20 protein-coding genes are annotated in these 23,984 nt (G+C 40.6%); 2 read left to right on the top strand and 18 right to left on the bottom strand.

All coding sequences use genetic code 11. The features are described 5' to 3' along the window. Nucleotides 1-379: 379 nt before the first annotated feature. From ftsZ (B5D46_RS04115) to cuyB, 17 genes are all read right to left on the bottom strand, one after another. The gene (ftsZ, locus tag B5D46_RS04115; protein ID WP_159443017.1) at nt 380-1,585 is read right to left on the bottom strand and encodes a cell division protein FtsZ; all 1,206 of its coding nucleotides are present in this window, start codon (nt 1,583-1,585) and stop codon (nt 380-382) included. A gap of 243 nt (nt 1,586-1,828) precedes the next feature. Beyond that, entirely contained in the window at nt 1,829-3,181 is a 1,353-nt protein-coding gene (gene ftsZ / locus B5D46_RS04110; RefSeq protein WP_078928359.1) for a cell division protein FtsZ, read from the bottom strand. Between the two features lie 118 nt (nt 3,182-3,299). Then, a complete protein-coding gene (ftsA, locus tag B5D46_RS04105; protein WP_078928358.1) occupies nt 3,300-4,682 on the bottom strand; it encodes a cell division protein FtsA in 1,383 nt (460 codons plus the stop codon). Between the two features lie 12 nt (nt 4,683-4,694). After that, a complete protein-coding gene (locus B5D46_RS04100) occupies nt 4,695-5,450 on the bottom strand; it encodes a cell division protein FtsQ/DivIB (protein ID WP_078928357.1) in 756 nt (251 codons plus the stop codon). A gap of 8 nt (nt 5,451-5,458) precedes the next feature. Next, nucleotides 5,459-6,886, bottom strand: a complete 1,428-nt coding sequence (murC, locus tag B5D46_RS04095) for a UDP-N-acetylmuramate--L-alanine ligase (RefSeq protein WP_078928356.1) — start codon at nt 6,884-6,886, stop codon at nt 5,459-5,461. Nucleotides 6,887-6,918: 32 nt separating this feature from the next. Continuing rightward, the gene (murG, locus tag B5D46_RS04090) at nt 6,919-7,989 is read right to left on the bottom strand and encodes an undecaprenyldiphospho-muramoylpentapeptide beta-N-acetylglucosaminyltransferase (protein ID WP_078928355.1); all 1,071 of its coding nucleotides are present in this window, start codon (nt 7,987-7,989) and stop codon (nt 6,919-6,921) included. Nucleotides 7,990-8,006: 17 nt separating this feature from the next. After that, a complete protein-coding gene (gene ftsW, locus B5D46_RS04085) occupies nt 8,007-9,140 on the bottom strand; it encodes a putative lipid II flippase FtsW (protein WP_078928354.1) in 1,134 nt (377 codons plus the stop codon). A gap of 3 nt (nt 9,141-9,143) precedes the next feature. Continuing rightward, nucleotides 9,144-10,484, bottom strand: a complete 1,341-nt coding sequence (murD, locus tag B5D46_RS04080; RefSeq protein ID WP_078928353.1) for a UDP-N-acetylmuramoyl-L-alanine--D-glutamate ligase — start codon at nt 10,482-10,484, stop codon at nt 9,144-9,146. Nucleotides 10,485-10,493: 9 nt separating this feature from the next. Then, nucleotides 10,494-11,576 (bottom strand): phospho-N-acetylmuramoyl-pentapeptide-transferase, encoded by a 1,083-nt coding sequence (mraY, locus tag B5D46_RS04075; protein WP_031491285.1) that lies wholly within the window; start codon nt 11,574-11,576, stop codon nt 10,494-10,496. Then, nucleotides 11,577-12,953 carry a UDP-N-acetylmuramoyl-tripeptide--D-alanyl-D-alanine ligase gene (locus tag B5D46_RS04070; protein WP_078928352.1) on the bottom strand — a complete coding sequence of 459 codons (1,377 nt, stop codon included), beginning with the start codon at nt 12,951-12,953 and terminating at the stop codon, nt 11,577-11,579. It lies immediately after the preceding gene. Further along, nucleotides 12,946-14,451 (bottom strand): UDP-N-acetylmuramoyl-L-alanyl-D-glutamate--2,6-diaminopimelate ligase, encoded by a 1,506-nt coding sequence (locus B5D46_RS04065; protein ID WP_078928351.1) that lies wholly within the window; start codon nt 14,449-14,451, stop codon nt 12,946-12,948. Before B5D46_RS04065 ends, B5D46_RS04070 begins: the two co-directional genes overlap by 8 nt. A 12-nt stretch (nt 14,452-14,463) precedes the next feature. After that, a complete protein-coding gene (locus B5D46_RS04060) occupies nt 14,464-16,080 on the bottom strand; it encodes a peptidoglycan D,D-transpeptidase FtsI family protein (RefSeq protein WP_159443016.1) in 1,617 nt (538 codons plus the stop codon). Nucleotides 16,081-16,168: 88 nt separating this feature from the next. Continuing rightward, nucleotides 16,169-16,774 (bottom strand): cell division protein FtsL, encoded by a 606-nt coding sequence (locus tag B5D46_RS04055; RefSeq protein WP_078928349.1) that lies wholly within the window; start codon nt 16,772-16,774, stop codon nt 16,169-16,171. Continuing rightward, on the bottom strand, nt 16,775-17,725 hold the full coding sequence (rsmH, locus tag B5D46_RS04050; protein WP_078928348.1) for a 16S rRNA (cytosine(1402)-N(4))-methyltransferase RsmH: 951 nt from the start codon (nt 17,723-17,725) through the stop codon (nt 16,775-16,777). A 22-nt stretch (nt 17,726-17,747) separates the two neighbouring features. Then, complete coding sequence (mraZ, locus tag B5D46_RS04045; protein WP_031491291.1) at nt 17,748-18,230, bottom strand: division/cell wall cluster transcriptional repressor MraZ; 483 nt, start codon at nt 18,228-18,230, stop codon at nt 17,748-17,750. 307 nt (nt 18,231-18,537) lie between these two features. Next, a complete protein-coding gene (locus B5D46_RS04040; RefSeq protein ID WP_078928347.1) occupies nt 18,538-19,494 on the bottom strand; it encodes a TAXI family TRAP transporter solute-binding subunit in 957 nt (318 codons plus the stop codon). A gap of 184 nt (nt 19,495-19,678) precedes the next feature. Continuing rightward, a complete protein-coding gene (cuyB, locus tag B5D46_RS04035) occupies nt 19,679-20,377 on the bottom strand; it encodes a cysteate racemase (RefSeq protein ID WP_078928346.1) in 699 nt (232 codons plus the stop codon). 239 nt (nt 20,378-20,616) lie between these two features. Between cuyB and B5D46_RS04030 the strand changes: the two genes are divergently transcribed. Continuing rightward, nucleotides 20,617-21,714, top strand: a complete 1,098-nt coding sequence (locus tag B5D46_RS04030; RefSeq protein WP_078928345.1) for a Fic family protein — start codon at nt 20,617-20,619, stop codon at nt 21,712-21,714. A gap of 3 nt (nt 21,715-21,717) precedes the next feature. Here B5D46_RS04030 and B5D46_RS04025 read toward each other — a convergent pair whose 3' ends face one another. Further along, the gene (locus tag B5D46_RS04025) at nt 21,718-22,620 is read right to left on the bottom strand and encodes a helix-turn-helix domain-containing protein (protein ID WP_078928344.1); all 903 of its coding nucleotides are present in this window, start codon (nt 22,618-22,620) and stop codon (nt 21,718-21,720) included. A 115-nt stretch (nt 22,621-22,735) separates the two neighbouring features. Here B5D46_RS04025 and B5D46_RS04020 point away from each other — a divergent pair, with 115 nt between their 5' ends. Beyond that, nucleotides 22,736-23,974 (top strand): MFS transporter, encoded by a 1,239-nt coding sequence (locus B5D46_RS04020; RefSeq protein WP_078928343.1) that lies wholly within the window; start codon nt 22,736-22,738, stop codon nt 23,972-23,974. Nucleotides 23,975-23,984: the final 10 nt, after the last annotated feature.

Genomic DNA, 23,984 nt, shown 5'->3' with positions numbered 1-23,984 from the left:
CTTCACGCTTAGTCCTCGCTACTATGACCTCGGCTGACTTCTTGTCATTCGTTGTTACTACGGTTCCCCGCTGACAAGACCTCCTCAGGTAAGAACATTATCTTTCACTCCATCTATCCGCCATCTTTACACACTAGGTTCCGTCTAATTATTGGACTTTGAGTTAATTTGCACTCTTATCCACCTAGTTCGCCTATAGATGATTTCTGTTCGTCGGACCAGAGATTTGCTATCCACTGCTTTCAGCTATCACGTCACCGTAACCACCTTGTGGATTTGCTAAGTCTTCCCATTAGCGGGCGACTTCGGGACTTGCACCCTATAGATAATGCTCATGCTGAGCACACAAATAAAGGTCAGCGACAGCTGACCTTAGAGTTTAAAATTCATTACGTGAATTTAAGATTGGAGGAAGATTCCATGCTTCAGAGGACTGCCCCTGATTGCTTCCTGAATTTCCGCCTGACTCAAAGATTCTTGTGCTTTCTGTCTGAGACACTGTCTGATTCTGAGTACTATCGGTGAACATCGCTACCTTGTTAGCCTCTCTTTCATTCAGAGAATTCAGTTCTTTTCTGGCCATATTGGCAGGTTTTCTAGGATCAACAGCACTGATACCTGCAATCAGAAGAGTCAGAGAAACCTCATCCTCTGCCAGATTCTCATCAAAGAAGATACCGGTCTTGCAGTCAGCATCTTCATCAGCATAAGCCTGAATTGCAGAGCAGACATTATCAAGCTGAATAATTGGGAAGTTAGGATTGATCTTCACATAGGCCATGACACCTGATGCAGACTTGATATCAACCTGATCAACAAGAGGAGAATTGATAGCTTTGTCTACGGCATCCTCAACCATGTTAGGTCCTTTACCAAAACCGTTGCAGATTACAGCATGTCCTCTGCCTCGCATAATGGTTACCACGTCAGCAAAATCAAGATTGATAAATGCTGGAACTGTAATTGCGTCTGTAATGCCTCTTACTGCATTTAATAGAACATCGTTAGCACATTCAAATGCCTTGATAATGGCAATGTTGGCGCCTAGATTTCGCAGAAGCTTGTCATTATCAATTACAATCAGAGAATCCACATTCTTAGAAAGCTCGGTAATACCAGACTCGGCATTTACAGCATGACGCTTACCCTCAAAGGTAAATGGCTTGGTTACCACAGCAACTGTTAAGGCACCTACTTCCTTTGCAATCTGAGCAATAATTGGAGCTGCGCCAGTACCAGTACCACCGCCCATACCTGCGGTAATAAAGATCATATCGGCTCCCTGAAGAAGCTTTTTGATATCTTCAGCGGATTCTTCAGCAGCCTTTCTTCCCTTGTTAGGGTCACATCCTGAACCAAGACCGCTTGTAAGTTTTACACCAATCTGAACCTTGATATCTGAAGTAGATCTGGTTAGAGAATTGGCATCAGTATTTACAGCAATAAATTCAACATTCTGCAGACCATTATCAATCATGTGCTGAATGGTATTGCATCCACCGCCACCAACACCGACAACGATAATCTTAGCGTTATAAATTTTATTTGTTTCAGTAGAATCCTGTACTGAATAATCGTCGCTCATGGCACTCTCCAAAAAATAAGTACTTATACCTAAATAGTAGCACTCAAGTCTTAAAACAGACATAGCGCAATCTCAAAAAAAATTGAGTAATATCATAATTTTGTTAAAAATTTTTCTAAAAAAGCCTTTTTGACTGAATTTTTGGAGAATTTGAAAAGACAAAATTCAAAAGAAATGGACAAAAAAAATTCCCAGACCGAGAGGAATGGGAACTTAATCTATATAAACTTGATTAGATACTAATTATTCTGACTTAGAGCGAAGGATTGGAGGAAGATTCCATAAATCGTCTTTTGAATCCTCAACAGGGCTCTTACCAAAAGTATCAACAGGAACTTCTGCAATTTCGTTAACATTGCGGAAAGTTGGCTCCTGAGGATTTGCAGAACCGAATCCTGATGAGAAGCTGTTCTGACGAGAGAATCCAGAATTATCCATCTGTGAAGACTGATTCTGCTGATTCTGAGATGGCTGAGAATTCTGACGCTGGAAGCCAAAATTGTTATTGTTAACATTGCCGAAGAAGTTTGGCTTTCCAGCCTCTCTTGCAGCACCCTGAGCAATCTGAGAACGAGCCTTGTTGGCTGGGTTGTTGGTGTCAGTTGCACTGATACCGGTGATCAGAATGGTAATTGAAACCTGATCCTCAGAAATTGACTCATCGAAACTCATACCAAACTTGCAATCTGCTTCCTCATCAGCATAGGACTGAATAGCGTTACAGATTTCTTCCCACTTGGTAATTGGGAAGTTTGGATTTACTCGAACGTTAGCTAACAGACCAGCTGCAGACTTGATATCAACCTGCTCAATAAGAGGAGAATGAATTGCTCTGTCAACTGCGTCCTCAACGAAGTTAGCACCCTGACCAACACCGTTACCGATCATTGCATGACCACGACCACGCATTACGGTTACAACGTCAGCGAAGTCAAGGTTAATAAAGCCAGGATTGGTAATTGCATCGGTAATGCCCTTAACTGCATTTAACAGAATGTCGTTAGCAGCATTGAAAGCATTAACAATAGAAATATTTGCACCAAGATTCTTTAAAAGCTTGTCATTATCAATAACAATCAGAGAATCAACGTGTTTTGACAGCTCGGTAATACCAGACTCGGCATTAACCATGTGACGCTTGCCTTCGAACTTAAATGGCTTGGTTACAACAGCAACTGTTAGAGCACCTGTCTCTTTTGCGATCTCAGCAATGATAGGAGCTGCACCGGTACCGGTACCACCGCCCATACCAGCGGTAATAAACACCATATCAGAGCCCTGAATCAATTTCTTGATATCTTCCTTGGACTCTTCAGCTGCCTTGCGGCCCTTGTTAGGATCACAACCTGCACCCAGACCATTTGTTAACTTAACACCAATCTGCACCTTTAATGGAGAGGTTGAGTTAACCAAAGCCTGTGAATCTGTGTTTACTGCGATAAATTCCACACCCTCAAGGTTCTCATTGATCATGTGCTGCAGTGAATTACCACCGCCACCACCGATACCAAGAACTCTGATAACGCAAGAACCTGATGGTGTAATTGTGGTTCCTGCACCTGCATTTGCTACTGACTCAACACGAAAATCGCTCATTTTTTTACTCTCTGCAAAAATCTTTTCTAAATCATACCAATAAATATGGCTTATTGTATAAATTAAACCCTAATTTTTTGTAGTAGCTCACGCACTACTTAATAGCCTAGGAGACAGGCTAAAGCTCTCTGGATATCCAGTCGGCAACAGTTCTGAAAAAGCCTGTGCCTTTTGTCCCTTTCTCATTACGCTCATCATCAGTGTACTGCTTGAGATCATCAAATCTTGCAGATCTTAATAATCCTATTGCAACAGCCTTATCTGAATCTGAGATAACCTCTGGTGCACCAGCATTTTCAAACAGACCAATACCAATAGGATGACCAACTCTTACCTTGGTATTGCATTTTAGGAATGTATTATCCTGGAAGTTGTAATCACGTACCCACTCTGAAAATACCTGCTCGATACCCGGCAGTTTTGAGGTTCCGCCGGTAAGAACAATACCGCCACCAATCTCAAGGCTCTTTAGGGTTGAGCTGCCATAGAAGTTGATGCGCTGGAAGATAAGTTCACACATGCTTCTGATACCGCGATTGATAACATCTGCAAGAGTGCCGTTGCGAACAGCAACCTCATTTGAACTTACCTGAGTAGTATTTGACTCATTGTCAGGAATTCTGATGGAAATATTTGCGCTATCCTCGCTTAGGAATCTGGAATCAGCACACCCATAATTGCATTTGATGTACTCAGCGTTATTCATGGAAATTGAAAATTCCTTGGCAATCATCTTGGTTATGTAATTGCCTCCATCATCAATACCAAATGATAACAGCTGACGTTTGCCCTCGTAAACTGTAACGTTAACAGTACCGCCACCGATATCTATGTGAATAACACCGATTTCCTTCTCAGCATCAGTTAAAACTGCGCTTGAAGCGGCATTTCCTGCATAAATGATAGAGCAGACATCCAGATCTGGATTAGTCATTCTGATAGCTTTCTCAATGTTATTCTTGAACATGAAGCTGCAGCCAATCACATGCACACTGGCTGATAAACGCTTAGCATACATGCCGATTGGATTGGTTACCTGCTCTGAGCTTTCTGTTGCATACTGCTGAGGTATTGCATGAATGATGGAATAATCTGCAGAATTGAATTTCACACCGGCCATAGCCATTCTTACAGCCTTGTTACGGTCAGATTTTTCAATTGTGCCAGACTGAATTGTAGAGTGACCCTGCTGATTCTCAGCAACAACAAAACATCCAGGAACTCCGGTAACTATCTTCTCAATGGTTACTCCATAGGTTTTCTGATAATCCTGGATCAAATAGGCAATCTGTCTTGCTAGGCTGTTAATATCGGAAATATGTCCCTGAACCATACCCTGGCTGACACATTCTCTCATGCCCTGAATCTTAATCTGCTTGTTTGGTTCAACTATTCCTGATACGAGACGAATGTAAGAACTACCAATATCCAACGCATATATCTGCTGTTCAGAATCACTGATAGCTACAGGACTATTACCTTTCTTTTTCATGATTGCCATAAAAAAGTCCCCTTAATTCTTCTTATTATCTTCTGATGCAGGTTTCTTTCCTACAGCAAACCCGACATCATATCTTAAATCCACATACTCAACGTCATTTATATCCAGTCCTGAATGTTTAAATGAACGTATGAATCTTTTTAATCTTTCAATTCCATCTTTCTGACCACGGCCTAAAATAAGCTTGGTACCATTATCAAGTGTTATTGTATAACAACGGACATTATCAAGATATAACTCAATCATCTGATATGGGGAGTCCGTCATAACTCTGATAAAAGATACTGCACTGTCATATACATCCGTGCACAGATTGTCTCTGTAGGCACCAAGTTTTACCAGAGGAAGAGCAAATTTCGTCATGTCTGGATAGAAAATGCTTCTGGTCTTGGCATCATAGATACCATTGTCATTCCAGTAAGCAGCAGGAACATGTTCAATCACAGACAGAATCAGTGTGTCAGGCATTTTTTTCTGAATTGCAACCTGAGCAATCCAAGGCTCCTTCAGAAGCTCCTGCTTCAGAACCTTAACATCAAGTGTTGCAATGTTCTGCCCTGCACATACTCTGCCGGTAATATCAGCTATCTTCTTTTTGGTCAGATTCTTAAAAACTCCGTCAATCTGTACCGCCTTTACAGGAAGTGCATTTGACTGAGAAAGAAAGTGCTTGATTAAGAGATCACCTTTAACAACAAGACCCAGCAGTAGCATCACAAAAATGATGCCTGCGATAAAATAACCGCGGCTGTGTCTTTTTTTAGACATGGTGATCCTTAAACTTTTTCAAACAGTGTAGAAAGATTTCTTGCAACCTGAACTACGTTACCTGCACCCTGTGTCAGCAGTAGAGCGCCATCATCCAGAAGATTCTCAAGTAACTCTGGAACCTCATTTACATTCTCTACAAAGTGAGGCTCAATCTTGCCTTTTAATCTGATTGACATGCACAGATGTCTGCCGTCAGCACCTGCAATTGGCTCTTCACCTGCAGGATAAACATCAACCAGCACCAGTTTGTCTACCAGCTGAAGAACTCTTACGAAGTCCTCATAGCAGTCACGTGTTCTGGTATAGCGGTGAGGCTGGAATACCATAACCAGCTCTTTGTCCGGATATGCAAGTCTTGCAGCCTTGATTGTAGCCTCAACCTCAGTTGGATGATGTCCGTAATCATCCACAAGAGTAATAACCTTACCTGACTTGGTCTTGAAGTTACCGTAATTCTGGAATCTGCGTCCAACACCCTTGAAGTTCTTTAAGGCTTCAACGATTACAGACTCTTCAATACCCGCCTCAACTGCAACAGCAACTGCAGCTGCGGCATTCTTAGCCATGTGAATACCAGGAACAGGAAGTTCAATGCTGATAGGAGCATGCTCCTTTCTTACAACCTTGAATTCACTTCTTGGGCCAATTTCCTTGAAATCAACAACTCTGAAATCAGCCTTTTCAGATTCACCGTAGGTAACAACGGTACGACCGATCTTAGGAATGATTTCCTTAACGTTAGGATCATCCAGGCATACTACAGCAACACCGTAGAAAGGAAGATTGTGCAGGAATTCAACGAAGGTCTTCTTCAGACAGTTGAAATCACCGCCATAGGTATCAAGATGATCCGGCTCAATGTTGGTTACAACGGTCATCATTGGCAGCAGATGAAGGAATGATGCATCAGACTCATCAGCTTCTGCAATCAGATAGTTTCCGGTGCCTAGTCTAGCGTTGGTACCGGCACTGTTTAAAAGACCGCCAATCACAAATGTAGGATCAAGTTTAGCCTGAGCAAAAATTGAGGCAATTAGAGAGGTAGTTGTGGTTTTACCGTGAGTACCTGAAATTGCAATGCCGTTTCTGTAACGCATCAGCTCGCCTAACATCTCAGCACGACGAACTACAGGGATATGAAGCTCTCTTGCTCTCTGAATCTCAGGATTTCCCTCATGAATAGCTGATGATACAACAACTACAGATGAGCCGTTAACATTGTCAGCTGCATGACCGATAAATACAGTAATGCCAAGTTTTTCCAATCTTTCAGTAACTTTTGACTTGGCGATATCTGAACCAGAAATAGTATAACCACGGTTCAGAAGAACTTCTGCAATACCGCACATACCGGCACCGCCGATACCGATGAAATGAATCCTCTTTACTTTATGCATCAGAGGAACTGTATGAATATTATTGGTTGTTGTCATTTTATCTTTGTTTATTATGTTTCTTGTTTATTTTAATTCTTTACTACGCTATCAATGATGGCGACTGCCTTTTCAGTAGAATCAATGCTTGCAACACTTCTGGCAGCATCAGACATGGACTTTAACTTAGCTCTATGCTCAATTAAATCCTTTATTGTCTCATATAACTTATCAGCAGATAAATCCTTTTGAGCAAATACAAAAGCTGCACCAGCATCTTTTAGGAACTGAGCATTCTTTGTCTGGTGATCGTCCACTGCAGTTGGAAGAGGAACAAATATAGCAGGCAATGATGCTGTACAGGTTTCGGCTACAGTCAGTGCACCGGCTCTGCAGATGATAAGATCTGTATTTCTGTATAAAGCATTCATATCATCAATAAAGTCAGTTGCCTCATAATCAAAAACAGCACCTTCGTACAGTTTCTTGACCGCCTCACTGTTGCCCTTTCCGCATTGATGAACAACCTTGATTGAGTTTTCTGAAAATTTCTTTAGAGCAACCGGAACCAGCTCATTTAAGGCTTTAGCTCCAAGAGAGCCACCTACAATAGAGATTCTGATTTTTCCTGAGGTATATTCACGAGGAAGATCATGAAGTTCAATAATCTCCTTGCGAACAGGATTTCCTACAACTGTAACCTTATCTCCAGTAAATGCACCTGGGAAACCTAGCATTACAGAAGAGGCAACCTTGAATAAAAGTTTGTTGGTCATTCCGGCAGCTGCATTCTGCTCATGCAGAACCACAGGAATTCTCTGAAGATATGCGGCAAGTCCACCAGGTCCTGAGGCATATCCTCCCATGCCTAAAACCACATCAGGCTTGAACTCTTTTATAACGGCACGAGCCTGAAGAACCGCCTTCATTATCATAAAAGGAGCACCGACCAAACGCTTAAGACCGTTACGTCTTATTCCCTTTACATCAATGTATCTGATATCAAAACCGTGCTTTGGGACCAGCTGTTCTTCCATTCTGCCGCGGGTTCCAAGCCATAAAATCTGAGCACCTTCTTCCTGCATCTTCTTAGCAATCGCAATTGCAGGGAAAACATGGCCGCCAGTGCCTCCGGCCATAATCAATACTTTTTTAGCTTTCATCTTCGTGCTTAAAAAATCTATCTTTTCTTAGAAATAACCTTGTTTCGCCATTCGTAGTCAATTCTTAACAGAATTCCAATAGCAGTACAGAATACCATCAGTGATGAACCACCATAACTGATAAATGGCAGAGTCAGACCTTTTGTAGGCAGACCGCCTGATGCAGCACCAATGTTAATAAAGGTCTGCAGAGCAATCCACGCTCCGATTCCAACTGCAACATATCCCTGGTAAATGGCATCTTCTTTGAGAATCTTAAACCCAAGGGATATGGCTTTATAAACAATTACAAACTCCAGCAGAATAAGAATACACATTCCTATAAAGCCGAATTCTTCACCGAAAATTGCGGTTACAAAGTCTGTGTGAGCCTCTGGCAGGTATCCTAACTTCTGATAGGAATTTCCAAGCCCTTCGCCTGTAAGACCGCCACGCCCATAGGCCATCAGAGACTGTGTCAGCTGATATCCAGAACCAAACTCATCTGACCATGGGTCCAAAAATGAGGTAACACGTCTTGCTCTGTATGGGGAGAATTTAATCAGCAGAACGCAGATAATTCCCATAATTACAGCGACGACGATGTACTTTAAAAGACCTACACCTGCCACAAACATGATGGCAAAGGTAATTACGGCCATAACAAAGAAAGAGCCCATATCCGGTTGCAACAGTAGCAGAACCGTCATAATCGCAAGAAAGACAATAGGTCTTAAAAAGCCCTGAATGGTCTTTGAGATAGACTCAATTTTTCTGCTGACGTAATCTGAAAAATACAGAATCCAGATAAGCTTTAGAATCTCAGCCGGCTGAAGATTCATCACACCAAGATTCAGCCAGCGCTTTGCACCGTTGATTTCTCGTCCCACAATCAGAACAAGAATCATCAGACACAGAACAAAGAACATGAGTAAAAGAGAGCGCTTTTTCCAGAATGCTGTCGGTGTCATGGTAGCAATAAGTGCACAGAAAAAAGCAATGCCAATACCAAAAAGGTGACGCTTAGTCTGATACAGAGAGTCCCCATATTTCATGGTTGACTCCATAATTGAAGCAGAGCTAATAATCACAATTCCAAGAGCCAGCAGAATTACTGTTGTTAGCAGGATAATTCTGTCATAGCCAGGATTGCCCTTTTTGAATAATTGCATTTACTACTCTTGAAGTTTACCTACTAGCTCTACAAAAACCTGACCACGGTCCTCAAATCCTTTGAACTGGTCAAATGAAGCACAGGCTGGTGAAAGCAGTACCGCCTGACCGTCCTTTGCCATTTCATAGGCTTTGTTAAGACCTTCTTCCATGGTTTCTACGTCAAAGCAGAGTTCTGGGTTTAGATCCAGAAGCTTCTGCTTGTCCTTACCAAAACAGAATACAGCCTTTACCTCATTACCGATGTATTTCTTCAGCGGTGTAAAATCCTGACCTTTTCCAAGACCACCGGCCAAAAGGATAATACCCTTGCTGTGAATATCACGTAAGCCAACAATAGCGGCTTCGGAAGATGCTACATTAGTTGCCTTAGAATCGTTGTAGTAACAGACCTTTTTAATTGTTTTTACCAGCTGACAGCGATGTGGCAGACCAGTGAAACGACGCAGAGCCTTTAACTGAGAATTCTTTGAAATATTTACACATTCAGTCAGAGCAAGACATGCCAAAGCATTCAGATAATTGTGAACACCGTAGATGCGCAGCTCATTGACGTTGATGATTCTAACCATGTTCTTGGTCAGATAGATTCCGTCACGGGCTCTTTCGATTCCGTATGTTCCCTTGTTATCAAGACCGAAAGAAATAATATTGTATTTTTTCAGGTCTGATTCATTAGGATATGTACGAGGATCCTCTCGATTTACAATTACGTTCTTGCAATTCTTGAAGATTGCCTTTTTGGCAAGAGCATACTCTTCAATATCACCATGATATCTGTCCAGGTGATCCTCTGAAACATTAAGAATTGTGCAGGCAGCAAGCTTTAATGACTTGGTGGTTTCAAGCTCGAAACTTGAAAGCTCAAGAACATACAGCTCAACATCATCTGACAGGATGTCAAATACAGGAACACCGATATTTGCACCGATAGCAACCTTGATTCCTGCTGTATCAGCCATGAATCCAGTCAGAGCAGTAACAGTTGATTTTCCGTTAGAACCGGTAATACCAACAATCGGAGCCTTAGCCTCTCTTGCAAAAAGTTCAATATCGCCGACTACTTCAACACCGGCTTTAATAACCTTTGCAATCTCTTCGTCATAAATACTTAAACCTGGGCTTATGACAACCATGTCATACTCAACCAGAACATCCGCACTGATAGGGCCTAATCTCAGGTCTATACCAGTTGGCAAATCCCCCACGTGTGGAGGATTGTGTCTGGTATCAAAAACAGTCAGAACCTTAAGGTCATGTTTGATTAAATATTTAATAGCTGAAATATTTGAAATACCTAACCCGATAACAGCTATTTTCTTTCCATCTAAATTTTTGTTCATATTTTATAATTATCTTAATTTCAAGGTGATAATACCGATTAAAACCAGCACAATGGTAATAATCCAGAAACGGGCCATAACACGAGGCTCTGGCCAGCCGCCTTTTTCAAAGTGATGGTGAATAGGAGCCATTCTGAAGATTCTGCGACCTCTCCACTTGTATGAACCAACCTGCAGAATAACACTCACTGTTTCAAGAACGAAGATACCGCCCATGATGAAAAGCAGGAATTCCTGTCTGATAAGGATGGCAATAATACCTAAAACAGCACCTAATGATAATGAGCCAACGTCACCCATGAATACCTGTGCAGGATATGAGTTGAACCATAGGAATCCTAAGCCGGCACCAATAATTGCGGTACATGCAATTGTAATCTCTGAAGCCTTTGGTACATATGGAATATACAGATAGCTTGCAAAGTTTGAGTTTGAAGTTACCCAGGCAACAAAGGCTAGACCAGAAGCTACTGTGATAGTTGTGATAATTGCAAGACCATCAAGACCGTCTGTCAGATTAACTGCATTTGAAGAACCGGTCAGAACAAAGTAAGCCAGAGGAATAATCAGGAATCCTAAATCAGGCATAAAATCTTTGAAGAATGGAACTACAAGAGTTGTTTCTGCTGGGGTTGAGGCTGAACCGTAAATACAGCATGCTAAGGTAATTGCACATGCAGACTGCCAGAAATACTTGTATTTTGCGCGAAGACCATGAGGATCATGACGAACAACCTTCAGGAAGTCATCAGCAAAACCAATGCAGGAATAGCAGATTAGAGTTGCAAGGGTATACCAAACATAAATATTATCAAGCTTACACCATAACAGCATTGAGATGGCAATAGAACCTACAATCAGAATACCGCCCATGGTTGGGGTGCCATTCTTTTTCAGATGAGATTCTGGACCATCGTTTCTTACAACCTGACCAAAATGCAGAAGCTGCAGCTTTTTGATTACGAAAGAACCAAAAAATAGAGAAATGAATAAGGCTGTGAATAATGAAAGCACAGCTCTGAATGTCAGATACTCAAAAACACGAAATGATGAGACGTACTGACTAATGTAATCCGATAAATAAACTATCATTTATTTGGCCCCTAGAGCAATAAGTTCTTTGGTAATATCTTCCATATGCATTGAGAGTGAGCCTTTAACTAAAAAGCTTGTATATGGGTAATTGCTAATTACAGTGCGTGCATATTGTACGAGATCTGCGTGACAATTAAAATGTTTTGCTTTAATTCCTGCTTTTTTACATGTGTGCTCTGTCAGAGGTCCAACACATAAAATCTCGTCAACCAGAGATGACGCATGTTCTCCCACGCTCTCATGAAGTTCAACTGCAGCATCACCAAGCTCGCCCATGTCACCGAAAATCATAACTCTGTGACCAGACTGAAGATTCAGAGTGTCAATTGCAGCAATCACAGCGTTATAGCTTGCATTGTAGGCATCATCAATCACGCTCATGTTTTTAAAGGTATTGGCAAACAGTCTTCCTTTGATAGCACCTGAAGATAATAAACCATCCTTCAGTTTGGACTCGTCTGCACCAGTAATCAGAGCAAGTGTACATGCGGCAGCCGCATTGGAGGCATTGTGAGCTCCCATTACGTTCATGCTGATGTCAAAGCTGCTGTTAGGACAATTTAAAGTAAAGCTCAGGCCCTCTGCAGAATTCTTAACATTGGTAAAACGTACAAAATCAAAATCATGAGAACCGAATGAAAGCAGTCTGCCACTAGCAAAAGCTGATTTATAGTCTGACTTCCAGCGCTCAAAATACTTGTTGTCAGATGGAACTGCTGCCATACCGCCACGAGATAAAACATCCTCAAGTATTTCTGATTTTCCTTTGTAGACACCGTCATATGAGCCGAAGCCTTCAATATGAGCGCCACCGACATTATTGATGATGGCAGTGTCTGCCTTTACAAACTCGCAGGTATGGGCAATATCAAACAGGTGACTTGCGCCCTGTTCTATAACAGCAAAATCAGTATCAGCCTCAAGTCTTAAAAGAGTTAAAGGTACACCTATGTCATTGTTGAAATTGCCATTGGTACACATGCTCTTTCCACATAGGGACAGAATTGAATGGGTAAATTCCTTTACGGTAGTCTTACCGCATGAACCGGTTAAACTTGCAATTTTAGCTTTTGACTGGCGTCTTACCAGATAACCGCAGTAACCTAGAGCTTTCTGAGTGTCATTACAAAGGATTACAGGAACCTTCTTTGTAATCTCCTCAGGAAGAATCTTTGATGATACAACAGCTACAGCTCCGTTATCGATGGCCTTTTCAATGAAGTCGTGTCCATCAAAACGCTCACCGATAAGAGCAACAAACAGAGCATCCTTACAGTTGCGTGAATCAGTACTTACAGCACCGATTTCACGATCTGAGCCTATAAGTTTATAGTTTGCGTATACTGCAAGCTCACTTAATTTAAAACTAATCACACTTAACTCCTAAAAGATTGCATGCAATCTCTCTGTCTGAGAAATGAATGGTCTTGTCCTTGAATATCTGATAATCCTCATGACCTTTTCCGGCAATTACGATGCAGTCTTTCTCGGTTGCATGCTCAAAGGCATACTTGATTGCCTTCTCACGGTCCTCAATACATATAAAGTTATGAGCCTCGGCAATTACACCGTTCTGCATATCATCTAAAATTGCCTTAGGATCTTCTGTTCTTGGATTATCAGAGGTAAATACAGCATGGTCGGCAAATACTGAAGCCTTGATTGCCATAATTGGGCGCTTACCCTTGTCTCGATCACCACCGCAGCCTAAAACACACCAGATCTCTCCGTCTGGATGATGCTCTCTTACACCACGAAGCACCTGCTCAACACCATCTGGAGTATGAGCATAGTCAACAACAATGTGAGGCTTGTGTTCAGCAGTAAAGCACTCCATTCTGCCCTTGATTGGCTTTAGCTTTGAAGCAGTCGCTAAAAGCTTGTCTAATGGGAAGCCAAGATTTAGAAGAACAGTCAGAGCACAGGCAAAGTTTTCTACATTGAATCCGCCTAAAAGACCGATTTCACACTTGCCAGAACCATAGCTTGATTCAATCTCGATTACGATTGAGTGTGCCTTGTAGGTAGCAGATTTAATCCATACGTAGCGATTAAATAACAGTGAATTGGTAGAGCTGAAGAAATCGCTCTTGCAGCTGTAGGCAACACAGCCATGAAGCTCTTCACTGTATTTTATACCCTGCTCGTTATCAACGTTCAGAACAATACGCTTTGGAGGAACTCTCTTCAGGAAGTTCAGTTTAGCCTCGGCATAATTCTCCATGGTCTTATGATAATCAAGATGATCACGGGTCAGATTTGTATAGCCTGCAGCACTGAAGGTACAGCCATCAATTCGACCTTCAACAGCACCGATAGATGAAACTTCCAGAGCTGCATAATGAGCTCCCTGATGAACCATCTGATATAAGGTCTTCTGAAGGGTTACAGCATCTAGAGTTGTATTTGAACTTTTCTGAAGGTCAGGAAGAAAACCAAAGCCTAATGTACCTAGAACAGCACATTTGGTATCCATACCGAATGAAAGCCACTGAGCAATCAGCTGAGTAATGGTACTCTTACCGTTGGTACCTGTAATACCGATAAGTCCGATTTTGTTTGAAGGATTATCGTAAAACCAGCTTGCCAGAAGACCGATTTTCTTATCTTTAGGGATCTTGATTACAGGAATGGTTACACCTTCCAGATCTTCATCTGAAGGAGGATTCTTTTCCTGATATAAAATAGCGGCAGCTCCAGCCTCCTGGGCAGAACGCATATATTTAAGACCGTTGGTTCTGGTTCCCTTTAGAGCTAAAAAGGCTGAACCTTCCTTTATTTTTCTTGAATCAATTTCAAGATCGAGAACCTCAATGTCCTCAACCTTTTTCTTTAAACCGAGGAAGCTTACAATCTGTTTTAATTTTTTCATGTTACTTTCTTTTTATTTTTCTTTTTCCAGAGGTACATCTGGTTTAATGTTATATAACTGTAATGCTCTGGACATAATCTCACTAAATGCAGGTCCGGAAACAGTACCACCGTAGAACTTACCTGCCTTAGGTGCATTTATAACCACAACAAGTGCAAATCTTGGATTTGATAATGGAGCAAATCCGGCGAAGGTTGCCATATAGAACTTACCGTAAGTTCCGCCTGATGCAATCTTTGCAGTACCAGTCTTACCAGCTACTCGATAACGATCAATTGCTGCTTTACCACCAGTACCATTATTAACTACTGATTCCAGAGCTCGCTGCATATTCATTACGTGTTTCGGAGACATAACGTTTGTACTCTCCGGAACCTTTGGAACTCTTAAAATAGATACTGGCAGTTTGTTTCCGCCGTTAGCCAGTGTTGCATAAGCAGATGCCAGCTGAACATTAGTAACAGCTACGCCATAACCGAAACCAAGAGTAGCCTTATCAATCTCTGACCAGAAAGGTCTGTTCTCGTTAAGTCTTCCTGAACTTTCTCCAGCAAGACCTGATGCAGTTTTACTTCCAAAGCCGAATCTGTCCAGTACAGACATAATCTTATGAGGTCCGAGTCTCATGGAGATTCTTGCCATACCGGTATTTGAAGAATACTTGATAATATCGGCAAGAGTTCCCTGACTCATGGCATGAGAATCCCTTACCATTTTACCATCAACTATAAATGGACGGGTATCGAAAACTTCATTCCAGTTGGTTGATTTTGCCTCCAAAGCAGCCAGAGCAACTAGAGGCTTCATGGTTGAACCAGGCTCAAAAATATCTGTTACTGCCCTATTTTTTGCATTGGTACTGTCGAACTTCTTTCTATTGTTAGGATCGAATGAAGGAGAGTTGGCAATTGCCAGAATCTCACCGGTCTTAACATCCAGCAGAACTGCGGTTCCACTGTCAGCATCATTCTCTTTAACAGTGTTTTCAAGAGCGGCATAGGCTACCTCCTGAAGACGGTTATCGATGCTTAAAACAAGACTTCCTCCCTGAGTTCCCTTTTTTACGGTACCCAGATTCTCAACAATATGGTTGAACTTATCCTTTTTTGCCAGTCTTGTTGAAGAAGTTGAGGTTAAGAATGTGTTAAAGCTCTGTTCCACACCATATACACCGGCACCTTCACCGTTTAGAATACCGATAAGAGTGGCATTCATTGCTCCTGTTGGATAATGACGACGATAGCTGTCACCTAAAATAATACCGTTCTTTCCAAGAGATTTAAGCTTCTTAGCCTTATCAACCTCAAGGTAACGTTTCAGATGAACAAAGCGTCTGGTCTGATCTGCTGTTCTCTTGTAAAGGGTGTTCAGATCGATTTCCAGAATCTTGGCAATCTCTGCCATTCTGGCCTTATCAGAATAAACACCTTCCTCATGAAGGAATTTTGGATCAGCATCGACTGTTTTGACAGGAACAGAAATAGCCAGAATTCGACCATTTCTGTCTGTAATTAGTCCGCGTGGAGGCTCATAGTTATAGTTTCTAACTACACGAGCATTACCTTCTGCGATAAGTTTTTCAGGATATAGGATCTGAATCCACAGTAGCCTTCCAATTAAGGCTGCCATAAATAAAAAAGCAACAGTCCACACAGAAAAAATGCGGAATTTGCTTATTTGTAGGCGACTGCTCCCTTGTTCGTGGATGAGGGCCATTTTATCTTAAATCAATTACAACTTCGTCTTCTGTTTTTGGCTGAACCATGGCTAGTTTGTTAATAGCAGACTTTCTGACTACAGAATACTCTGTCAGAACTTCTCTCTCAGAAAGCAGTGAAAGCCATTCCCTATGCATCAGTTCATTCTTCTGGGTGACTTCATTCAGCTCAATTGTTATATCACGAGTCTGCTGAACGATATGTACCTTATAAACTGATAAACATGTCGCTACTAAGATTAACACAAAAGATAAAGAATGTGCGAAAACGTCTTTCAGTATTGTAGGAACCAAAGCCGACTTTTTTGCGGATTCAAGCTCTGCTGTATATAAAGGTATAGCCAGAATCTCTGGAGATAATCCATCATTCTGGTTGTCTGCATTGGCTATACGAAGAATCCTCTGCTCTGTAACTTCAGTTACAACAGTTTTTTCTTCTTTCTTTTCCTCCTTAGGTGAAGAGATCTGAATCTTTGTAACCTCAGGAGTCTGTAAAGTGCTGTTTGCTTTATGTTTATGAGTCGATCTGTCACCAAATTGGGGTTCTTTTTCTTCCTCAACAGGTAAATTATCTTCTAGTTTTCGTAATGCTGATGACTCTTGCATTTAAGGTTGCCTCTTAAGTCGTCTGCAGACTCTCAGTGTTGCACTTCGAGATCTTACATTTGACTCTATTTCTTCTGCGGTTGCCTTTATGGCACCACCAACGGGCTCCACCTTTGCTGTAGCTAGTCTCATTTTTTCTGTTTCTTCGAAAGTCAGAGGTAATCCGTTAGGAACCTTCTGGCCCTGAGACTTATCTTTTATAAATGTTTTTACTATTCTGTCTTCTAATGAATGGAAGCTGATTACACACAGTCTTCCATTGTCTGCTAATACATCAAGGCTGCTATCTAAAGCTTTCTTAAGCTCATCCAGCTCTCCATTTACCGCGATTCTCAATGCTTGGAAACAGCGGGTTGCCTTGTGTTTAGGAGTTGGCTTGCCACCAATAACTCTCTTAATAAACTCTGAAAGTTCCAAAGTGGTTTCAAAAGGTTTCTTTTCTCGGTCTCTTACAATTGCAGCTGCAACTTTAGAGGCAAAGTTCTCCTCGCCGTAAACCTTGAATATATAAGCCAGATCCTGTTTTGAATAGGTATTAACAATTGTCTTTGCATCAAGCTTTGCACTCTGATCCATTCTCATATCCAAAGGACCATCCTTGTCAAAGGAGAATCCACGTGAAGGATCATCAATCTGAGGAGAAGACACACCAATGTCCATAAGAATGCCGTCAACTTTTCCGGCAATTCCCAGATTCTCACAGACTTCAAGAATATTTGAAAAAGCACTGTGAGTGATGCAGAAACGTTCGTCCTTAATTTCTTTTGCAGCTTCAACTGCAGTTAAATCTCTGTCAAGGCCGTAAAGTCTTCCTGAAGGTCCTAGTCTCTCCAGAATCTTTCTTGAATGCCCTCCCCTACCGAAAGTAGCATCCACATATATCCCGTCCTCTTTGATATCAAGACCATCTAAAACTTCGTTTAGTAAAACAGGAATATGAGAAAAAGCCATCTACAACCTTCAATTAGTTAAGTTAAAGCTTGAGATTTGCAAGCAGACTATGGGATTCCATTGACTTGCATGCATCCATAAGCAGATTATTATCAATCTCACGCTGAGCTTTAAAGTTCTCTTCGGACCAAAGCTCAAATTTATTGTTAAAGCCAATCAGAAATGCTTTTTTCTCTAGTGAAGCTTCAGTTCTTAATTCCTGTGGGATAAGAATTCTTCCCTGAGCATCAAGACTACAGAAAACGGCACTTCCAAGTACAATACGCTGAATTGTTCGACAAAGCGGGTCGGTGATAGTAGGAAGAGCGCCAAGAGATTCGACCACATTCTCCCACTCGGAGGTTGGATAAATCCATAGGCATTTATCAAAAAGAGATCTGGTGACTATCAGCTGACCATCAGATTCATCCTTGATAAGCTCCTTATAACGGGCAGGAATAGCCATTCTGCCTTTAAGATCAAGGCTGACATCATTGGTGCCGCTTAAGAGGAGACCAGTAAACATCACTATTCCCTTGGGTTAGAAACAATTCACCCACAAATTCCCACTTTCACCCATTAAGTTTATCAAAAGATTGCAGTTTTTCAAGGAAAAATAAATTAGGAGAGAATTAGATTTCAGATATAAAACAGCAAGTTAAATATATTTTACAGATAAGAATTATTCAAGATCTTTGTGTAAATGCAGGGTAAGTCACAAGATTGGCTTATTTATGCCATTTACTAGAAACATAAATAACAAAAAAAGAGTGGTATAAAAGTGGGGATTTTTTTCAGGCACCAGAGAATTCAGATGCCTGAACTAGATAATATTAAAGAACACCGATTTCTTTATAGTATTTCTCAGCACCGCTGTGTAAAGGAAGATTTGCAATATCCTTTACAGCATTCTTAGGCTCCAGACCTTTAAGGTTAGACTGAGCTGCACCTAACTCTTTAATATTGGTCCAGAAGGTCTTGGTCAGATCATAAACAGTCTGCTCATCAAGATCTCCTCGGCAGAACATAACCATCTTGATGGCGGTGGTCTTAACATCCTTATCCTGTCCAGGATAGGTTCCTGCAGGAATCGTGTATGAGGCATACCAAGGGAACTTCTCTTTTAAAGTATTAAGAATCTTATCCTCTATTGGGATCAGTTTACTGCCTGAGCTTAATGCCTGGGTTACAGCTGATGCAGGAACACCTGACATAATCCATGCGCCGTCAATGGTGTTATTCTGAAGCATATCAGCTGCATCGGTAAAGGTAATGTACTCTGCATTCAGGTCATCAGGGAAATTTAAACCTGCAGCAACAAAGTGATTCTCACACTCGCCATAAACACTTGAGCCAGCTGATGCTACAGCAAAATGTTTACCTTTAACTTCTTCTAAAGTATTGATACCTGATTTACCTGTTACTACAACCTGATTTGGGTTGAAGTAAAGACCAGCAATAACCTTCAGATCTGGATAAGCATATCCTTCAAAACTATCTGTACCGTTTAAAGCCTGATAGCAGTTGCTTGAGATTGCGATTGATACCTGAGCCTCGCCTTCAGCAACCTGATTAAGGTTATCAATACCGCCAGCTGAAGCCTGGCTTGAAGCACTTACGTAATCGATTTTGCTATCCCATAGATGAGTGATAGCTGCACCAACAGCATATAGGGCACCTGAAGCAGATGCGGTTGGGAAGTTAATGGAAACCTTTTCATGGTTTGCCAGAGCATTTGATGCAATCATTAAGCCTGCTACTGCAGAAACAAGCTTTAACATTTTTTTCATAGACGATACTCCTTAGTCAGTTTGTTTAATATTGTTACCAAAAAACGACAACAGCAAGAATAATCGAAGGAATTTCTTCAAAATTCTGAGGAAATTCCAAAAATTGAGAAGGTTACAGGAGAACTGCCCAAGAAAAGGACAGATATATTATCTTGAAACTGAAAGGAGTGAATTGGCAATCTCATCAATTCTTGATTAAGCGAGCTCCTACTGCTTCTATCGCTTTATTAGCCAGCACCTGTGAAGAATCAATAAAATTTCCTTCCAGATTATACATCTGCACTGCAATCGGAGTTTCAGTACATCCCAGTATAAATGCCTGTGCCCCTCTTTTTGTCATATTTGAAATTACGGTCTTAACATCAGAAGTATCATAATCAAAATTATTAGCCTTAACTCCAGAATAAATCATATCCTGAATTGCTTTAATCTCCTCATCATTAGGAACTATAAGTTTAAGATTAAACTTGTCACAGGCTTTCTGGTAAAGACCTGTATTTTTAGTACCTATAGTACACAGTAAACCGACTTCTGAATAACCTGAATCCACACAATATTTAACTGTCTCATCTACCATATTGATGATTGGAACATTGACCTTATCTTTAAATTCATCAAGAAAATAATGTGCAGTATTGCAGGCAATTACAATGACATCTGCTCCTTGTGATTCAAGGAGTTTTGCTGACTTTAACATCTCCTTAACAGGAGATTCTCCTCTTCCTTCAATTGCGGCTGTTCTGTCTGGAACCTCTGTATTGCAATCCACAAGCATATGAATATGCTCCTGATCTCTTTTTGCATCTGTAGACAGGATTATTTTACGCATTAAATCGACAGTTGCCATAGGGTCCATGCCGCCTATAATACCAAGAGTTTTCATACAGACACCTCTTTGTTTGCTTTATTTTAGCTAAACAGTTGTATTCAACATCTGAAGGAAGTCATAAAAGAACAGTCTCTACTTTGTTTATAGAACAAAAAGAAAAAAATACAAAAGTGAAGAATTAAGGAAAGGATTAGACAATTGTGAGAGGTTTAACATGACAAAATAGGATTAACGCTTTTCATTATTTCTAATATCGCTAAAATAACTATAGATAACTTGAAAGGTTGCAGAGAATGGAAAAAGATCCTTTTGAAGAATATATAAAAAACGCAGAAGCTACAAAACAGGAAAAAGGATATGCTTGGCAGACTGCTATAGGTCTACAAGCTGTTGACGGGTTAAAAACATCAGACTATCTGAAAAATACAGCCATTCGAAATATCGAAGGAGAGATTTCTTTTAAGGATGCAAATGATCTGATCCAGAGTTATTACGCAAAGAAACCTTCAACCTCAGATGAAGAACGCACAGAGGAAGCAGATAAGGTTTCTGCAAGAATAGCGGCATTAATATCAGAAAAAACCTTTAATTTCTCTGTAAACGAATATCTTTCTATCCACAGAAAATTATTCACAGGCATATTTAAACATGCTGGACAGATTAGAGATTACAACATCACAAAAAAAGAGTGGGTCTTGGATGGACAAACAGTCCTTTATGGTTCAGCAACAGAACTAAAGGCAACTCTAGAGTATGACATTGCTGAAGAGAAAAGATTCTCTTATCAGAACCTTTCCATAGATAAAATAATTCATCATTATGCTGTTTTTGTATCTAATTTATGGCAAAACCATGTATTTGGAGAGGGAAATACAAGAACAACAGCCGTTTTTTTTATAAAATATCTTAGAAAACATGGATTTAATGTAACAAACGATATTTTTGCAAAGAACGCCTGGTACTTCAGAAACGCTTTGGTTAGAGCAAATTACACAGATATTCAGAACGGAATTCATGAAACAACAGAATTTCTCGAATTGTTTCTAAGAAATCTGCTCCTTAATGAAAAAAATCCTTTAAATAATAGGATGTTACATATCAAATGGAAATTTAATCAAGAATTTGCAAAACCGGACATTGGAGACTCAAAACCGGACATTGGGGACTCGAAACCGGACATTGAGAACAACTTAAATATAAAAACTGAAAGGAATATACAGGCAATTAGAGAAGCATTTTCAGACAAAAAAATCTTTGGACGATCTGATCTTATGAATGTTATCGGTTTAAAGGCATCAAGGGCCTCCGAGCTTATAAAAATTATGTTGAACTTCAACATAATAGAACCAGTATCAGGTTTCGGAAAAGGAAAATACAAATTCAAAAAATAGTTACTACCTCACCGAATTTCGGTACTCTTTAGGACTCATGCCACGGGATTCCTTAAAAGCTCTTGCAAAATAGCTCATATCTGAAAAACCACAGGCAAGAGCGATATCGATAATCTTGTCGTCGGATGAACCTAAAAGCAGAGCCGCTTTCTGAATTCTCAGCTTCTTTAGATACTGAATCGGAGGCATTCCCACTGTTTTGTTAAAACAGCGAAGACATTCAGTAGTACTGATTTTGGCAACCTTTGCAATATCCTCTATCTCAATTTTCTCGGATAGATTCTGAGTAAGATAAGCCAGCATTTTTTTTACTCGAAGGATTGATTTATCAGGCACATTATAGTTGTTCTCAGAAGTATGGATAACCTGATAAGCAAGACACTGAACTGCCTTAGCCAATGAATTAGTAACATCTATCTCATAACCGAAATCACCTTTTATATAACTTTCAAAAGCAGATCTGGTATACGAAAGAAGCTCTCTGTGAAAAGGTATATCCTCGGTTAAATGAAGTCCAGCAAAGCTGTCACCGTTTATAAGAGGCTCAAGATATTTTCTGCAGATATCACTTTCTGGATTTGAAGAAATAACTGATGGGTGGAATACCACTGTATGAGAAATATAGTCTTTATCAGGAAAAACCGCATGAAGTCTTGCAGAATTTACAAAGAATCCTTCACCTTTTCTTACGGTAAAAACCATCGACTCAATAGTGATCTTGGCCTCCCCAGCCTCAACATACTCAAGCTCAAGATGATCATGCCAGTGCCATGGAACTTCAGATGAATTTGTAACCTTTGAGTAAAAGCCAACAGGAAAATTTTTCGTACCGTGTTTTACAAGCTCAAGACCGGATGCGTCAGTCGCACACATACAGTCAGTGATTTTTGATTGAGAATTTTCCATATATCACTATTCCGATATTTTTGTACTTTGGTGATTTTGTCATATATTTTTGGCTATTTTAGCATATCCATTATTTAAAACTGCTGATATAGTCATATTACATAAAGAGGTATATATGACTAAAAAAGAAAACAGAAGATTAAAAATTTCAAACCTGAGCTCATTTATTGTGCTAGGTTTTCTTGAGGCTGCATGGGCTCCTATGGTTCCATACATCAAGGCAAGATTCAGTCTTGACGAAGGAGCACTTGGACTACTGCTTTTATGTACTGGAATTGGAGCATTTATCGCCCTTCCTGTCGTTTCATCATTAACCAACCGTTTTGGCTGCAAGAAAGTAATGCAGATATGTGCAGTGTTCTTTGCCTTAACCCTGATTATGCTATCGGTATCCCCTACTCTGGCTCTGACAGCAATACTGCTTTTGATATTCGGTGCTCTGACAGTTGGTCTTGATGTGGCATCCAACATTAATGCCGTAATTGTAGAATCAGAACTTAAAAAGCCTTTAATGTCAGGCTTCCACGGGGGCTATTCTGTTGGAACCCTGGCTGGTTCTGCCTTTATGTCCGCCATGCTGTCAGTGGGTATTTCCCTGTTCTTTGGAACATCTGCAGTATTCGCTCTGATGATGTTCATAACCTTTACGTACTGTGGACACCTTATCAATGATGTTAAGGCTTATGAAAGCAAGAAAAAGGAAGCAGATGCAGAAGGCTCCAAGGAAGAGACATCAGAGAAGAAACAGCGCAGAATTCCTATGCTTGTAATTATCATAGGCTGCATGTGCTTTATCATGTATGCACTTGAAGGTGCTGTTATGAGCTGGTCTGGCGTGTTTGCAAATCAGGAGAGAGGAATTGATATCAGCAGTGCAGGCTTTATCTATTCATTCTTTGCAATCTCCATGACTATCATGAGACTAGTAGGTAACAGGATCGTAGTAAATCTTGGTCGAAAGATTACCGTTGTTACAGGCTCTCTTTTAGTTGCTGCAGGATGGATTATCACCGTAATCGTACCTAATATCTACGGAACCTGTATCGGATTCCTGCTGGTAGGTTTTGGCGCCGCCAACATCGTACCTCAGCTTGTATCCTTTGCAGGAACAATCAAAAACTTCCCTGTTCACGACACAATCGCCTTTATCAATGCCTTAGGTTACTCTGGAATTCTGTTAGGCCCTGTAGTCATCGGTTTTACATCAAAAATGTACTCACTACCAGCAACCTTCGTAGGTATCGGAGTATCTGCTCTGATAGTAGGACTGATAGCCTTTAAGGTAGTAACTGATGAAGGTCTTGAGACAAAAAAGAAGCTAAAGCTTTTGGAAAGAGAAAAACACAACCAGTAATATTTATAGC

Source organism: Succinivibrio dextrinosolvens DSM 3072 (genome assembly GCF_900167015.1).
Lineage (GTDB): Bacteria > Pseudomonadota > Gammaproteobacteria > Enterobacterales > Succinivibrionaceae > Succinivibrio > Succinivibrio dextrinosolvens.
Note: the sequence above shows the minus strand (reverse complement) of the source record. Positions and strands in the feature narration are given on the sequence as shown.